Origin of the sequence: Methylorubrum thiocyanatum, from assembly GCA_014138645.1 — a bacterium.
GTDB lineage: Bacteria > Pseudomonadota > Alphaproteobacteria > Rhizobiales > Beijerinckiaceae > Methylobacterium > Methylobacterium thiocyanatum.
Window position 1 is genome coordinate 726,253 of the sequence record JACJIB010000002.1, and the last position, 14,931, is coordinate 741,183.

A 14,931-nucleotide genomic window follows, 5' to 3' on the forward strand; every position below is an offset into this window, starting at 1 on the left:
AGCCCCGGGGATCGAGTACCGCTGCCGCAACTCGTTGATCTCGGCCAATCTAGAGAAGGCACACCTTCAGGGCACGAAACCTTTGTAAAGCTCGGACAACGGAATGTGCCGGTCAACCGTCGGCAGATCGGCCGGGTGAATATAAGTCTCTCCGAAGAAGGGATAGAGTCCCGCATCGAAGGAGGACTTGATCCAGTTGATCGTCTGGCGCACCCGCGGGATCACCTCGACTTCCGGATGGTACGTCAGCCAGACGTCGAAGCGAAAGTTGAGGCCGCAATCGACGGGCAATAGACCCGTTTGGAGTGAACTGACGTATGTCGGGAGCCAGCCGATGCCCGCTCCGTTCGCGATCGCCAGGGCAAGCGCGCTGCTGGTGTTCGTGGTGATCGGGACGGTGGGTGGGTAGGGGAACCGGGGCAGCATGTCCCCGAAGATCGATAACTGCGAGGTCTGCTCGGCGATCTGCAGGATGAGACGATGCTCGATGAGCTCGTCCACGTTCGTCGGAAGGCCGTTGCGAGCCGCATAGGCCCGCGACGCGAACGGCATGGTGTGGAGGTAGCCGAGCCGGACGAGCTTCACGTCGGCCGCCTCTGGGCGTGTCAGCTGCACGGCGATGTCGGCTTCCATGCGGAGGACGTCGGCCGAGTTCATGGCGCAGTTCAACGCCACCCGGAGGTTCGGGAAGGCATTCTGAAACTCGACGAGTCGCGGCGTCAGCCACGCCGTGCCCAGACCCTCCGTCACGGCGATCCGCACCTCCCCCTCGATGTCGTTCGAAACGCTTCCTCGGGCTCGCAGGACCCGGAAGGCGGCCTGCTCCATCGCCTCGGCGGCCGCCAGGATGTGCTCGCCGCCGGCCGTCGGTCGGATCCCGTCAACGGTGCGGAAGAACAATGGGAGCTGAAGCGCAGCCTCGAGCGCCTCGATCCTCCGCCGCAGCGAATTCACCGAGATATCCAGGGAAGCAGCGCAGGCTCGGAAGCTACCGGCCCGGTACAACTGAAGGAAGAGCCGGAGGCTGTGCCAGTCGAGGTCGTCGGCGGCCCGGTCTACAGGCAGGCGTTCCGCCCGTGGAACGCGGCGTTCGCGGCGTGTCGGCATACATCAGCCTCGGGCGATGGCAATTGCTTTGCAGTAAGTTTTCATCTTGACGTGGAAAACTCGTCAATGACGCGGCACGAAACCAACTTCACCAACGCAGCCCCCTTCAACAGCCTTGTTTCGGTCAGGCGGCATCCCCTCGACGAGCAAGCCTCCCATAAACTGTCGACCCGCGTCGTCGCCTACACCCCCGGCTTCGAGGAGGTCGCCCGCCTCTTCGAGCGGGCCAGCAACGATCTCGGCACGGAAACCAACCTCGGCGTGATCCGCCGCATCATGTCAAACAATCCGGCCAGTGTCCTGGCCTTCGCTCGTCGCGAGGGGTTCGACTGCGCCGCCCCCCATGCGGAGGGCATCATCGCATGGCTTCCGCTCACGGCGGCCGGTCACGCAGCGCTCCTCAACGGCACGTTCAACGTGCAAGACCCGGATCCTTTCCATCTCACCGCTCAGCACGAGCCCTCGACGGCCATCTATGTCTGGGCGATCTACGCGCCCGGCTTGGCGGGCGGGGTCGGGATCGCGTTCGACCAGATGTCGAGCCCGCTCCACCGTCACGCGGACCTTTATGCCCGCGCCGCGTCGACAAGCGGACGACGGCTCATCACAACGCTGGGATTCGAGCCGCTCGACACGATCCAGCCGACCGCCCCCTCCGGCTTGTACGTGTTCCGCAAGCCCGGCTCGCCTCTCGGTCGGCCGCTGTACGACAGCTATCCGACGCCGGGTCAGCACTACACCGTCACGGTCGTGCGCACCCATGATGACCTCGCCAAGGTGATGGCGATCCGCAGCGCGGTCTACATCGGTGAGCAAGCCTGCCCGTTCGAGGAGGAGTTCGATGGCAACGACTTCTCCTCGACGCATCTCATCGGCTACGCCGGTGACGAGCCGGCGGCCTCGCTGCGCGTCCGCTGCTTCGCGACCTTCGCCAAGGTCGAGCGGCTCGCCGTGCGACAAGAATACCGGCGGTCCCGCTTGGCCCCGCTCATCGTCAAGGCCGCGCACGAACTCTGCCGGATGAAGGGCTATGCGCGCGTCTACGGGCACGCGCAGAAGGGGCTGGTGAATTTCTGGCGGCGCGCCGGCGCACGTCCCTTCCCGGGCGCCCGCGAATTCGCCTTCTCGGACTACGACTACGTCGAGATGCTGGCGGAGATCGAGCCACACCCCAACGCCATCGCGGTCGGTGCCGACCCCTATGTTATCATCCGCCCGGAAGGCCGTTGGCACACCACCGGCGTCTTGGAGCGTTCCGGCGATCGTGCCGCCAAACGGCCGAAGGAAGGCCGGTGATCCGGCCCACGGCCACCGACTCCCTCAAGACATCGTCACGGATAGGCGCCTCCATGGCTACAGAACTCATCCAGACCGCGGACCTGCATTTCAGGAGCTACATCCACACGGTCATGCCTCTCCACGAAAGCTTGGTGGCGGAGATGTGCGCTCAACCCAAGCCTCCCCTGGAGCTGGCGACGATCCTCGAGGACATCGGGCAGCAATACATGGCACTCGCCGACCGGCTCGCCCGGGCACTGATCGAGAAGGACCACCTCGTCGAGGAGGCCGACACCGATGCCGCGACGGAAGCGCAACTCGATCGGTTCGTCGAGGCCGTGATCGCGAAGGCTGACGTCGTGAGCTTTCGAGACGGAACCACCGTCACCGGCAGCGAAGCTTTGAACGCCTTTCCCTTCGTCGCCGGGGCGATCCGCACAGCCGTCCTCCTGGCCCGATCCGGTAAAACCAAATCAACCGCCTGAGGCGCAGGTTGGCGGACCCCGTCTCGATCGAAGGGACGGGATCCCTCGCCTCTCGGTCGTCTGAACGGTCTTCCGAAAAGAAGCCGGCGAGGCCCGAGAGCGCTGCCCTATGGCGTGCGTCCGGGCGGTAGGATCATCGCCGTATCGGGATCTGAGACATCGCCTTCCTGCTGCTGCTCGACGGTCAGCTTCGCGGCCAACTCCGGTGTCCCTCCGTCCCGCAATTCCCGAGCCGCGGCGATCTGTTTCTCGCGCGCCTGCTCGGGGGTCAGCTCGCCCCGCACCACCGCGCGGGCGAGGTTCAGGCTCAGGACGTTCTCGGCTTCACTCCCGCCATAGGCCGTGAGCGTGCCCCGCGTCCGGTCCGGGATCACGCTCCCGTTGAAGGTCGCGACCGCATTGTAGAGATTGAGCGGCACCTTGTAGGGCAGGCTCTGCTCCACCACGTCGCTGTGCTTGGCCGGAAAGTCGTGCTCGGCCCCGACCTTGTGCACCACGGTCCGGATCCATGGCCCGTTCCGGTGCCAGATCAGCAGGCTCGCCGTCCGTTCCTGCGGCTGACCGTACTTGGCCGTGATCGAGGCCGCAGCCTGTCGTGCGGGCTCGGGCCAGTCCGGCACGATCGGTTCGGCGGCCCCGGCCCCGCCGGCTGCCAGGACGAGCGCGAACGCGAGAGCGAGGCGGCTGCGCGCGGACATGGAACCTCCCTGATTACGCTCAGCCGGATCGGGATCCCGGGCAGCAAACGGATGCTTGCCGTCATGCGGGCGCGTTGCTCCGGCTCTGCGCCGGGTATAGGCCGAGCATACGAGAATAGTTCCAGGGAGACGCACGATGGCGCAGCAGATGTCGCTGGACGTGAACGGGAACGCGACGCGCGTGACCGTGGATGATCCCGAAACGCCGCTTCTTTACGTGCTCCGCGATGATCTCGGCCTGCACGGCCCGCGCTTCGGCTGCGGCCTCGGCCAGTGCGGCTCCTGCACAGTGCATATTGATGGGCAAGCGGTGCGCTCCTGCATCACCCCGGTCTCCGGCCTGAAGCCGGGCGCGAAGATCGTGACTCTCGAAGGCCTCGGCGGACCGGACAAGCTCCACCCCGTGCAAGCGGCCTTCATCGAGGAGCAGGCGGCGCAGTGCGGCTACTGCATCAACGGCATGATCATGCAGTCGGCGGCCCTCCTGAACGAGACACCCAAGCCCGACGAGGCGGCGATCCGGCAGGCGCTGGCACAGAACCTCTGCCGCTGCGGCACCCACCTGCGGATCGTGCGCGCCGTCCGGCGCGCCGCCGGCACACTCTGAGGGAGTCTTCAGCGATGAACGCGCCCACCCTTTCCCGCCGCAGCCTGCTCCTCCAGGGCGGTGCTCTGGTCGTCGGTTTCTCGCTCACGGGTCGCGACGCCCTCGCGCAGCAGGTCTTTGCACCGGTTGCCACCAACGGCTTCTCGAAGCCGGTCGCGCCGGATCAGGTGGACAGCTTCCTGGCGCTGGGCGCCGATGGTCGCGCCACCATTTTCTCCGGCAAGGTCGATCTCGGCACCGGTATCAAGACCGCCTTGGCGCAGATGGCCGCCGAGGAACTCGACCTGCCGCTCGATCGCGTCAGCGTCGTGCAGGGCGATACCGCGCTCACTCCCGACCAGGGACCGACCTACGGCAGCCTCTCGATCCAGAAAGGCGGCGTCGAGATCCGACAGGCGGCCGCGACGGCGCGGGCCCACCTCGTTCGGCTCGCAGGCGAACAGCTCGGTCTGCCCGCCGAGGCACTGGTGAGCGAGAACGGCACCGTGCGGCCGAAGGCCGGCGGACCGGGCCTTACCTATGGCGAACTCGTCAAGGCGGGGCGCTTCGACTTGAAGGTCGATCCCACCGTTACCACCAAGGACCCGGCGACCTTCGCTCTCGTCGGCAAGTCGGTGGCGCGGATCGACATCCCGGAGAAGATCACCGGCCGCTTCACCTACATGCAGGACTATCGCGTGCCCGGCATGGTGCATGCCCGCGTGGTCCGCCCGCCGGCCATCGGCGCGGAACTGCAGAGCGTGGACGAGGCCTCGGTCGCGGACATCCCGGGTCTGATCCGCGTGGTGCGCCAGGGCAACTTCCTCGCGGTCGTTGCCGAGAAGGAGTGGGCGGCCGTCAAGGCGGCCGGGCAGATCAAGGCGACGTGGTCGCGTTGGGAAGGCCTGCCGGAGCAGGACAAGCTCTGGCAGCACGTACGCGCCACCCGGGTGACGAAGGACGACGTCACGAGTAGCACGGGGGACGCCGAGACGGCGCTCGGCCAAGCCGCGCGCGTCCTGGAGGCGAGCTACGACTTCGCCATTCACACCCACGGGTCGATCGGGCCCTCCTGCGCCATCGCGGAGTTCGAGGACGGGCTCCTCACCTGCTGGACCGCCTCGCAGATGACGCACGCGCTGCGCAAGCAACTCGCGGCGATGACCGGCCTGAGGCCGGAGGCGGTGCGCTGCATCTACATCGAGGGGTCGGGCTGTTACGGCCGCAACGGCCACGAGGACGCGGCGGGTGACGCGGCGCTCCTGGCCCGCGCGGTTGGCCGGCCGGTGCGGGTGCAATGGTCGCGCGCGGACGAGCACGGATGGGACCCGAAGGGACCGCCGACGCTGATCGACCTGAAGGCCGGCCTCGACGGCGACGGCAACGTCGCCGCTTGGTCCTCGCAGTTCCACGTGCCCGAGGGCGCGGCTGGGAACGTGCCGCTGGTGGCGGCCGATCTCGCCGGGCTGCCGCACGAGACCACGATGTCGCCGGGCAACATCATCCAGAACTCGGCCCTGCCCTACGCCTTCCCGAACGTGCGCACGGTCTGCCACCGCTTGGCCACGACGCCGTTCCGGCCCTCGTGGATCCGGACGCCGGGCCGGATGCAGAACACCTACGCCAACGAGGCCTTCCTCGACGAATGCGCAGCGGCCGCGGGCGCCGATCCGCTGGAATACCGCCTGCGCGCCCTCAAGGATCCGCGCGGCATCGAGGTGCTGAAGAGGGTGGCGGACATCGCCAAGTGGCAGGTCCGGCCCTCGCCCAAGAACGACGCCTCCGGCGACGTCCTGCGCGGGCGCGGCTTGTCCTACGTGAAGTACGAGTTGAACCGGACCTATGTGGCGGGCGTGGCCGAAGTGGAGGTCGACCGCCGGTCCGGGCAGGTGCGCGTGCCGCGCTTCTTCGTGGTTCAGGATTGCGGCCAGATCATCAACCCGGACGGCGTGCGCAATCAGCTCGACGGCAACGTCATCCAGACCGTGAGCCGCGTCCTGCTGGAAGAGGTCACGTTCGACCGCGGTGCGGTGACGAGTCTCGATTGGGTGAGCTACCCGATCCTGACCTTCCCCGACGTGCCCGAGGTCGTGATCGATCTGATCGATCGACCGACCGAGAAGCCGTGGGGCGCGGGTGAGCCTTCGGCCGCCATCGTACCGGCCGCGATCTCGAACGGGATCTTCGACGCGACCGGCGCGCGTCTGCGCTCGGTGCCGTTCACGCCCGCCAAGGTGAAAGCGGCCCTTCAAGCGACCTGACGCGCCCGCGGCAGCCACGCGCGACCGGACGGCCCGCTGCTCCTCAGGGGCCGCGGGCCGTCGGCTCCCCGCGAATTCCGGCTGTCAGCGGCGCCGATTTTGCGCCTGTCACGACCGCGCTTCCCATCAGTTCGGCGAGACCGCGAAAGTCGAGGAGAGCGCGCAACTAGACAATCCGGCTCAGGCTCCAGATCACGGCTCCGACCCGGTATGGCGCCCCGGACCGGATGCGATCTGGCTCGCCGGATGTCCCGGTTGTCACGATCGGCCTCTCTGTCCTTTGCACCCCTTCGTTCAAACCGCTGAACGCTGTTCAACGGGTGGCTGCGCCCCGGGGCGCGGGGTCCGGGGCTCCCCGCCAAGCACCGGACAGGCTGAAATGCGGGGTCTCGCCATCGGGTTCGACCGCCACCGTGGCGGTGCGGCCCGCGACCAGCCGCGTCTGGTCCGGAACGCCGTCGAGCTTGATCCGCACCGGGATGCGCTGGGCGAGCCGGACCCAGGCGAAGGTCGGGTTGACGCTCGCGAGCAGGTTCGAACCCGCGGTCCGCTCCCGGTCCTCGATGCCGCCCGCGAAGCTCTCAACGTGACCGGACAGCGTCTCCTTCTCGCCCATCAAGCGGATGCTGGCCCTGTCGCCCACATGGATGCGCGGCAGCTTGGTTTCTTCGAAGTAGCCCTCCACCCGCAGGGTGTCGCTGTCGATGAGCGCCATGACGCCGTGGCCGGTCGAGACGTAGGTGCCGGGCCGCAGCCCCATATTGGTGATGCGACCGTTGACCGAGGCCTTCACGGCGGAGCGGTCGAGATTGAGCTTGGCGAGATCGCGGTCGGCCATCGCTTGGCCGTAGGCCGCCTTGGCCTCGAGGTCGGCCGCCTGCGCCGCCTCGACCCGTTGCTGGGACGCCGCGGCGTCGCTGAGCTTCAGGTAACGGGCGTAGTCCGCCGCGGCCTGCACGGCGCTCGCCTTCTTGCCCTCGACCACCGCCTCGGCCTGCCGCAGGGCCAGCGCGAAGCGGTCGGGGTCGATGCGGAACAGGACATCGCCTTGCTTGACCACTTGGTTGTCCGTGATCAGCACTTCGGTGACGAGGCCGGAGACGTCGGGGGCCACCTGAACCACGTCGGCCCGCACCCGCCCGTCCCGGGTCCAGGGGGCCTCCATGTAGTAATCCCACAGGGCCAGCCCGACGACGATGGCGGCGGCGACCATCCCAAGGGTGACGAGGAGGCGGAACGAGAGGGCGAGAAGCCGAGACATGGGTCAATCCGGAAGGTCTGGGGCGTGGCCGGGCGTGCCCGTCGATCAGGAGGTCAACGGCACCGCGACCGAGACGACGGCGCCCAGCAGCACGACGTAGAGGGCAAGATCGAACAGGGGACGATGCCAGACGAGGCGGTAGAACCCGGCCCAGGCCAGCACCCGCCGCAGCGGCAGGCTGATGGCGAAGGCGAGCAGCATCCAGGCCGCCAGACTCGGCACGAAGACGCCGTAGAGGTCGAGTTCACCCGTCATGGTTCACCCGTCATGGTTCACCCGTCATGCCGCGAGTTCCGGATGCGTGGTCGAAGGCAGGTTCGGACGGTAGGGCGGCGCATCGGGGAAGAGGCCGCGCCGGATGCCGACGAGCCCCATCAGCGCCGCACGCCGGAAGCCTGCCGCGCATCGAGGGACACGGCGCCGAGCGCATCGTCGATGGTATCGAGCAGTGCGCGGGCAGGCGTCGCCGCCTCGGCCCCGAAGTGCCGCGACAGGGCGGCGAGAAGCGTCTCGACGGCCTCCCGGGCAGGCTTCGAGAGGTGTCGACGGTCGCGCCGCAACTCCACGACGTTGATGCCGATGCGCACTTCGGCCAACAGGTCCGCGGTCCACTCCGCGTCCTCGCGCGGCAGAGCGGCCAGCCGTGGCGCGATCAGACCGACCCGGTCGAGCATCAGGGCCGCGAGTTCGAGGCCGTTCTGCGCAACCTGGCGCTCGGCCGCGCGGGCGAGGCTGCGGCGGTTGATGGCCCGCAGGCGCCGGGCCGACCAGCCGGCGCCGACCGAGCGGACGAGGCGCGTGACGATGGCGGCCACCCACATCCCGACGATGACCGCGACGGATGAGTTGGCGAAAGCGGCGAAGTCGCCCGTGTAGCTGCCCTGGAGAGCGATCATGGCCGAGCCGTTGACCGCCGCTCCCATCGCCAGGGGCGCCGTCTTCGGCTGCGCCATGAAGACGCCGCAGACTAGGAGGGCCGGGGCCAGCGCGAGAACCAGCATCTCGAAGGTGGTCGCCAGCGGCAGGACTGCGAACAGGTAGGTGCCCGCCCCGAGGGCGCCGAGAATGGCCGAGTTGGCGAAGCTGACGATGAACGGCGCGGGATCGTCCTGCGCGGCAAAGAAGCTGCAGCCGACCGCCGCCATCATCGGGGCGGCCGAGCCGTGGGGCCATCCGGTCGCGATCCAGATCGCGCAGGTGACGAGGATGGTCAGGAACACGCCCACGGCCGAAAGCAGCGCCATGCCATGGTCACGGTGGCGTATCGTGCGCGCCGCGGCGGTGTAGCGGAAGGTCATGGCCTCGGTGACCGGCGTCCCGTCGGCAATGTGCCGCTGCAGGATGCGGGCGTCCTGGCGTAGATCGATGAAGTCGCGCAGGCGTGCCAGCAGGCTCGCCAGCACCAGGGCATCCCAGGATGCACGCTCGCCGAGGGCGGGCTCGAGCGCGTCGGCGGCGGCTTTCAAGCGGTCGGCCTGCGCCTGGTCGGTGGTTCCGGATGCAAGCCATCCGGCCATGTCGTCGAGGAGAGAGCGCAGACGCTGCGGCAGGGGGCCCATCCGCTCCAGCGTGTCGATCCGGTCCGAGACGGCGGAGGCGATGGGCAGGAACATCAGCATGTGCTGGCGCAACGTCGCCATCGCCTCGGCCGAGCGTTCCGCCCCGGTCATGTCGTAGCGCAAGGGCGTCGCCAACGCGTCGAACGCGACGGCGTCCGACGCCAGCTTCAGCCGTGTCGCCTGCGTATCCTTACCCGTGCGGGCGCGGCCGAGAACGTTGATGACCCAGCCCCGGGCGTCGCGCAGCCAGAGGTCGAGCCGGGCGGTGATCACGGGCGCCACCGATTGCGGCAGCACGATCGTGTTCACGAGGCTGGCGCAGAGGATGCCGAGGGTGATTTCCTCGGCCCGGGCCACGGCGGTGTCGAACATCGTTCCGGGGTCGCCGACGGCGGGGAAGCCGATCAGGGCCGCCGTGTAGCCGCCGAGCATCATCAGGTAGCTGCGGGGCGTGCGATCGAGCAGCGAGAAGTACAGGCACGCCGCCACCCAGAGCGCGATGGCCAGGGTGAGAAGTTCCGGAGCGTTCACGAGGTTCGGCACGAGGGCCACCGTCACCACGGCGCCGAGCAGGGTGCCGAGCACCCGGTAGAGCGCCTTCGAGCGCGTGGCACCGGCGAGCACCTGGCTGGTGATGTAGACCGTGCCGAGCGCCCAGTAGGGGTTCGGCAGGTCGATCCAGAACGCCAGGAACAGGGCCAGCATCGCCGCCGCGAAGGTCTTGAGCGCGAACGCCCAGTCACGCCAGCCCGGCAGGCTCATTCCGCGGCCTCGCCGTGCGCGATCCTATCCCCGGAAAGACCGGTCTCGGACGGGCCGCCCACTCGGTCCTGGATGGCCCGGAACACCCGAAGGCTCGCCTCCAGGTCGGACGCGCTCACCTTCGAGAACACCGCCTTTCGCAATCGGTCGAGGTCGGCTTCGATCCGCGCGACCTGGGAGCGTCCGGTGTCGGTGAGGCTCAGGACCTTGGCACGGCGATCGGTCGGGTCCTCCTTGCGCGTGACGAGGCCGGCCGCTTCGAGCTGGTCGAGGAGGCGCACGAGCGACGGACCCTCGATCCCGACCGCTTCCGCCAACGCGTTCTGGCGCGGTTCACCGCCCAGGCGACCGATCAGCACCAGGGGCAACGCTTTCGCCTCGGAGACACCGTGCGCATCCGTGGTGGCGTTGGCGAGCCGCCTCCATTGGCGGCCCGAGAGCAGGAGCGCGTGGGTGTAGGTCAGCCAAAGCTGGCTCGAGCCCTCCGCTGCCATCCGACTGCTTCCCTCTGGGCCGGGCTGAGGCAAATGCCTCGTACCGAATAGATTGATAGCAGACTATCGATTGGTTTGCATCCATTCAAGCCGGACAGGATCCTTGGACGGCCGGACGCGACTGCGCCGACCGAGCGGCACCCGTCCTGGCGTCGAGCGGCGTTCATCGGTGAGCGAGCGCCATCACGGCGGCCGCGGCGTCCGCTGTGAAGAGATAGACCTCGCGCACCGGGTCCATCGCCATTGGCTCGGGGCGCGTCGCCGGTGCTTCTAGGGCGGTGCGCGTCGCGTCGGCAGGGCCGAGCCGGCAATGCTCAGGTTCGGCACCTGATCAGCGCCAGAACCCCTGTGCAGAGACGCCTAGGCGCGTCGGCGCAGGAGGCTTCGCAGTATCCCACCGTAGGCCACCAGTGCCGCTCCGAGCCCGAGTCCGAACAGGAGGGCGACAGGCAGCACGACCTTCGGCGACGGCGGCCAGGACCGGCCGAGCGGCGGGGTCGCAGCGGAGATGATACGCATGTTGGTGGTGTCGAGCCGCTCCTGCTCGCCGGTCTCCCGCGAGCGCTTGAGGAAGGACTCATAGATCGTGCGCTGGGTCTCGACGTTGCGTTCGAGGTCACGAAGCACGATCAGATCGCGGTTGTTGCGCTCGGTCTCCCGCTTCAGGCCGTCGATGTCGCGACGGATGGTTTTCTCGTAGGTCGAGGCCCGGTCGTATTCCTTGATCGTCGACTCGATGATCCGTCCCTTCTCGTGCGCGATTGCGGCCTCGAGTTCACGCACCTGCGCGCCCTGCTCGGTCACGGCGGGGTGCCGCGGGCCGAACTTCTTGCCGATCTCGGACTGCGCGCGCAGCAGATCGACCAGTTGCTGGCGCAGCGCCCGCATCTCCGGTGATTGGAGCATTTCCGGCAATGCGGTGCCGATGCGGCCGCGCATGTCGCGCGCCTGTTCGGCCTGCTTCGCAAGCGCTGCGGTGCGCAGGGCTGCGGCGGATAACTGGGCGTTCAATTCGCTGAGGCGCTGGTCGCCGAGCAGCAGGCCCTGCGCCTTGACGAGGTTATGCTTCTCCCGAAAAGCGGCGGCTTTCTTCTCGGCTTCCAGAAGTGTGCCGCGAAGGGTGGCGAGCCGGGCTGCCAGCGCATCCGAGGCGCGACCGGCGGCCTTGGCGCGGGCGGCCGTCTCCTCGGTGAAGAAGGTATCAGCAATCGTGTTGGCGATCAGGGCGGACTTCTGACCGCTCTTGGATTTCACGACGACCTCGATCACGAAGGTCCGCTCCGGCCGCCGAACCGTCATCTTGCGCCGGAGCGCCTCGATCGCCTGCAGTTCCGGATTGGCGGGTCCTTCACTGGGCGCGAGGCCCAGCGCGCGCTTGACCGTTTCGCTCAGACTGCCCGGTTGCGGCGGAGCCGGCGCAAATTCGGGGTCGTCCTGCAGATTGAGACGGCTGACGACGCGGCTCAGCACGCTGTCGGAGGCAATGACCTTGACTTGGCTCTCGACGATCGAGACGCCGCTGTCGGCGAGCTGATTGCTCGGGTTGACGCCGTTCTCGATCACTTTGAGATCGACCGGATCGACGAGGATCTCGGTTTGCGAGGTGTAGATCGGCGGGATGAGCCCGAGCGCGAGGATGGCCGCGACCAGCGCCGCAATCCCCGATGCGATCACCCAGACGAGCCCCGAGCGGATCCGGTCGACAGCCTGTCCCAGATCCCCGAAGCCCGTTCCTCCGACGTCCAGCGGTGCCTCGATCCGGGTCTCAGCCCGCGGTTGATGTGCGAAACTGTACATTACGCCACATCCACTTCCATTCCGGTATTCCGTGCCGACTCGTCCGACCTTGGCACGACCCGGTCCCGGATCGGGACAAAGAGATCTCCTGCCCGTCCGGCCGACGGCTTCGGGGCAACCAGGATGCCAAGCCGTTCCGGACGGCGGACAGGGTGAGTTGCGAGCCTCAAACCCGGAGCCCGATCTGAGAGGATGAGCGGCGGGACGGGACGGCATCGGCCAGGATGCGGCTCGCGATGCGCGCGTCGGGACGGACCCGTCGGCGGAGCAATCCGAACCAGAAGCAGACGGCGTAGAGATTCCAGGCCGACACGGCGTAGGCCGCGTACCGGATCGAACGCCATTTCAGTCCCATCGCCACGAACGGGAAGGCGACGAGCGTCGCCAAAGCGACCGGCAACAGCCAGCCATGAATGAGAAACGGAGTGGCGAGGATCGTCAGCCACCACAGGTGCACGATCAGGCACAGGGTGAAGCCGTTGTTGTTACGGAACATTAAGGGAAAATGCGCCCGTCCGACCGATGCTCGGAAGACTTCGCCGGCCGCGAAGGCGGTCTTGTTCCTGAAGCGACGAAGGAGCAGGCGGAAATCACCGCCGGAATGGCCGTAATGATCGATCGCCGGTCGGTCGATCCGCGTCAGCGACCAGCCCGCCGCATGCAGCCGGGCTCCGAGATCGAGTTCCTCGCCCCCATGCAGGTTGCGATCGGTGAAGTAGCCCACGGCCTCGATCGCCTCGCGCCGATAGAGGCCGCCGCAATCGAGACGGCTCACCGAACCGGCCCGACGGTCCGGTTCGTCTCGGGCCTGCCGCGCCTCGAACTCGACGTTGCTGGTATCCTGTTCGAGGATCAGGCCGCCGACGCCGGCGACGCGCGGTTCGCGGGCCATGACCGCGAGCGCCGCTTCGAGGAAACCGCGGTGCAGGCGCATGTCCCCGTCGATGATGCAGACGAAATCACCCCGGCTGTGCTGATAGCCGAGCTGCGCACCGATGCCGCAGGATCGTTCGGATGGCTGCTCCAGGGTGACGACGCGGATCGGATAGCGGCACGCGATCTCCACGGTTCGGTCGGTGGATGCGCTGTCGGCCAGGATCACTTCGCCGTCGTAACCTTCGAGGGCCGCCAGCGCGCTCTCGATGGCGCCGGCGATGTTGCGCTCTTCGTTGAGCGCCTTGATGATGATGCTGAGGGCGAGCGGTTCGGACACGATCGGATCACCTGTCGTCGCAACGGGACTGCGCCGGAATGAGGCACGGCGCCGCGGATCGAGGGGTCAGTGCACCCCCGGCGCCACACCGTTAGTCCCGTTTTGAGACGCGCTGAGCCAAGCGCATGCCCGAGCGAACGGCATCGCGCAGCCACGGCACAGTCTTCGCCCGTCCGCGAAGGTGCCAATAGGCCATAAACATCCGGCCGCGGAGCGAGTGCGGCGCGATCACCTCATGCAGGGGCAGGCTATGGTCCGACCAGTCTGTCTTGTAGCCCTCGTCGCCCACGGTCAAATCGAAGATTGCGACATCGTCACGCGCGATACACATCTCGACCGCACTCTCCATCAAGAGCCGCGCGACGGAGAACTTGGCCCAATCTTGGTGATAGGCGGCGACGATGACGGCGAAGCGTCCGCGGAACACTGTTCCCCAGATGCCGGCGACGAGTTCCGACCCGACCCACAATCCGACGGGGACGACTCCTCCCTCCTCGAACGGCAGGCCCGCCAGGGTCGTGTAGAAGGCAAGCCGCTCCGGTGCCGCGAACGTGTCCATCTGGCCGGTGTCGCGCTGCCATTGCGACTTCTGCTCGATCACGAAGCGCGTCAGGGCGACCCGCTCCGCCGGATCCTGCGCGACGGCGAACCGGACCGCGCCCTCCTTGGCCAGCCGACGGCGACGCTGGCTGTTCTTGTTGAAGAAGCTCGGGCTTCGGGTCGTGAAGTCCTTGAAGGTCGGGGGCAAGTTCGCGCCGTAGGCATCGATGACGTGCCGCGAACCCGCCAGTCCGGCGAACGGATTGGCGATCCCGTCGAAGACGAGAGGCATTCGCCGCAGGCGGACGAAATCGACCGGCGGCAACACGTCGAGGATCGCCGCCCAGAGCCGCTCGGCATCCCGGGGGCCGGGCGAGAACCCCGCGCCAAGGATCGGCATGTTGTAGTCGGTGAGATCTCCGCCCAGGAACTCGAGACTGCGTCCGTAGGCGTTCCGGCGTATCGCCAGCGGAAGCAGCATCAGCGTCTGTCCGGCCTCGCTCGAGACATGGACGATCTGATCGCTGAGCGGCTCCGACGTACCGGCCGTCCTGCGCCACGTGGCCAGCCACTCGAAGCATTGAAACACGGTGCAGGCGCCCGTTGCGGCGGTCTCGCGCCAGACGCTCTCGGCGGCGTCGACGCTCGGAAACACCGTCACCGTGGCGCCCGCCAGGGCCGGGTCGGACCAGGCGCCGGGGGCGCGCGCAAGTTGGACCGCCGGAAACGCGCTCCGGCAGCCGTTCTTCAAATCACGGTCATCCGCATCCGGGATTAGCGCGGCGCCCGATTTCGCTGTATGTCCAGAAATCTGCATGAATGAAGGATTTTGCTCGCCGGGCGGACGTTGTAACAATCACGAGGTCGAATTTAGGCGTATCACTCCCGCG

Annotated in this window: 12 protein-coding genes and 1 pseudogene; 4 read left to right on the forward strand and 9 right to left on the reverse strand. The window is 67.6% G+C overall.

Annotation, left to right across the window (positions count from 1 at the left end):
- Positions 1-66: 66 nt before the first annotated feature.
- Positions 67-1,107 carry a LysR family transcriptional regulator gene (locus HNR51_RS07215; protein WP_182554463.1) on the reverse strand — a complete coding sequence of 347 codons (1,041 nt, stop codon included), beginning with the start codon at positions 1,105-1,107 and terminating at the stop codon, positions 67-69.
- On the opposite strand from HNR51_RS07215, the gene HNR51_RS26655 reads away from it, so the two are divergent.
- Together HNR51_RS26655 and HNR51_RS07225 are read left to right on the forward strand one after the other, a co-directional pair.
- Complete coding sequence (locus HNR51_RS26655) at positions 1,027-2,403, forward strand: GNAT family N-acetyltransferase (RefSeq protein ID WP_239681537.1); 1,377 nt, start codon at positions 1,027-1,029, stop codon at positions 2,401-2,403. The two genes, HNR51_RS07215 and HNR51_RS26655, sit on opposite strands and share 81 nt — an antisense overlap.
- A complete protein-coding gene (locus HNR51_RS07225) occupies positions 2,400-2,870 on the forward strand; it encodes a hypothetical protein (RefSeq protein WP_182554464.1) in 471 nt (156 codons plus the stop codon). The genes HNR51_RS26655 and HNR51_RS07225 overlap by 4 nt, the downstream gene beginning before the upstream one ends.
- A gap of 107 nt (positions 2,871-2,977) precedes the next feature.
- On the opposite strand, the gene HNR51_RS07230 is transcribed toward HNR51_RS07225, so the two are convergent.
- Positions 2,978-3,568, reverse strand: a complete 591-nt coding sequence (locus HNR51_RS07230) for a hypothetical protein (protein ID WP_182554465.1) — start codon at positions 3,566-3,568, stop codon at positions 2,978-2,980.
- 136 nt (positions 3,569-3,704) lie between these two features.
- On the opposite strand from HNR51_RS07230, the gene HNR51_RS07235 reads away from it, so the two are divergent.
- On the forward strand, positions 3,705-4,175 hold the full coding sequence (locus HNR51_RS07235; RefSeq protein ID WP_182554466.1) for a (2Fe-2S)-binding protein: 471 nt from the start codon (positions 3,705-3,707) through the stop codon (positions 4,173-4,175).
- Between the two features lie 14 nt (positions 4,176-4,189).
- Positions 4,190-6,415: a xanthine dehydrogenase family protein molybdopterin-binding subunit gene (locus HNR51_RS07240; RefSeq protein WP_182554467.1), complete on the forward strand. Its 2,226-nt coding sequence runs from the start codon at positions 4,190-4,192 to the stop codon at positions 6,413-6,415.
- Between the two features lie 313 nt (positions 6,416-6,728).
- Here HNR51_RS07240 and HNR51_RS07245 read toward each other — a convergent pair whose 3' ends face one another.
- The 7 genes and pseudogenes from HNR51_RS07245 to HNR51_RS07275 all read right to left on the reverse strand — a co-directional run bounded on the left by HNR51_RS07245 (position 6,729) and on the right by HNR51_RS07275 (position 14,897).
- Positions 6,729-7,676: an efflux RND transporter periplasmic adaptor subunit gene (locus HNR51_RS07245; protein WP_182554468.1), complete on the reverse strand. Its 948-nt coding sequence runs from the start codon at positions 7,674-7,676 to the stop codon at positions 6,729-6,731.
- A gap of 45 nt (positions 7,677-7,721) precedes the next feature.
- Entirely contained in the window at positions 7,722-7,931 is a 210-nt protein-coding gene (locus HNR51_RS07250; protein ID WP_182554469.1) for a DUF1656 domain-containing protein, read from the reverse strand.
- 24 nt (positions 7,932-7,955) lie between these two features.
- Positions 7,956-9,997 (reverse strand): annotated as a pseudogene (locus HNR51_RS07255) (FUSC family protein).
- Positions 9,994-10,491, reverse strand: a complete 498-nt coding sequence (locus HNR51_RS07260) for a MarR family winged helix-turn-helix transcriptional regulator (protein WP_182554470.1) — start codon at positions 10,489-10,491, stop codon at positions 9,994-9,996. The pseudogene HNR51_RS07255 and the gene HNR51_RS07260 overlap by 4 nt, the downstream one beginning before the upstream one ends.
- 360 nt (positions 10,492-10,851) lie before the next feature.
- Positions 10,852-12,504 (reverse strand): GumC family protein, encoded by a 1,653-nt coding sequence (locus HNR51_RS07265; RefSeq protein ID WP_182554471.1) that lies wholly within the window; start codon positions 12,502-12,504, stop codon positions 10,852-10,854.
- Positions 12,455-13,501 carry a glycosyltransferase family 2 protein gene (locus HNR51_RS07270; protein WP_182554472.1) on the reverse strand — a complete coding sequence of 349 codons (1,047 nt, stop codon included), beginning with the start codon at positions 13,499-13,501 and terminating at the stop codon, positions 12,455-12,457. The genes HNR51_RS07265 and HNR51_RS07270 overlap by 50 nt, the downstream gene beginning before the upstream one ends.
- 91 nt (positions 13,502-13,592) lie before the next feature.
- Positions 13,593-14,897, reverse strand: coding sequence for a GNAT family N-acetyltransferase (locus HNR51_RS07275; RefSeq protein WP_182554473.1), 1,305 nt, complete (start codon positions 14,895-14,897; stop codon positions 13,593-13,595).
- Positions 14,898-14,931 lie beyond the last annotated feature (34 nt).

Excerpts from the sequence above, each read along its gene's own strand:
- HNR51_RS07215 (WP_182554463.1), bottom strand. The coding sequence starts at position 1,107 with ATGCCGACACGCCGCGAACGCCGCGTTCCACGGGCGGAACGCCTGCCT.
- HNR51_RS07230 (WP_182554465.1), bottom strand. The coding sequence starts at position 3,568 with ATGTCCGCGCGCAGCCGCCTCGCTCTCGCGTTCGCGCTCGTCCTGGCA.
- HNR51_RS07235 (WP_182554466.1), top strand. The coding sequence starts at position 3,705 with ATGGCGCAGCAGATGTCGCTGGACGTGAACGGGAACGCGACGCGCGTG.
- HNR51_RS07240 (WP_182554467.1), top strand. The coding sequence starts at position 4,190 with ATGAACGCGCCCACCCTTTCCCGCCGCAGCCTGCTCCTCCAGGGCGGT.
- HNR51_RS07245 (WP_182554468.1), bottom strand. The coding sequence starts at position 7,676 with ATGTCTCGGCTTCTCGCCCTCTCGTTCCGCCTCCTCGTCACCCTTGGG.
- HNR51_RS07250 (WP_182554469.1), bottom strand. The coding sequence starts at position 7,931 with ATGACGGGTGAACTCGACCTCTACGGCGTCTTCGTGCCGAGTCTGGCG.
- HNR51_RS07260 (WP_182554470.1), bottom strand. The coding sequence starts at position 10,491 with ATGGCAGCGGAGGGCTCGAGCCAGCTTTGGCTGACCTACACCCACGCG.
- HNR51_RS07265 (WP_182554471.1), bottom strand. The coding sequence starts at position 12,504 with ATGCCGTCCCGTCCCGCCGCTCATCCTCTCAGATCGGGCTCCGGGTTT.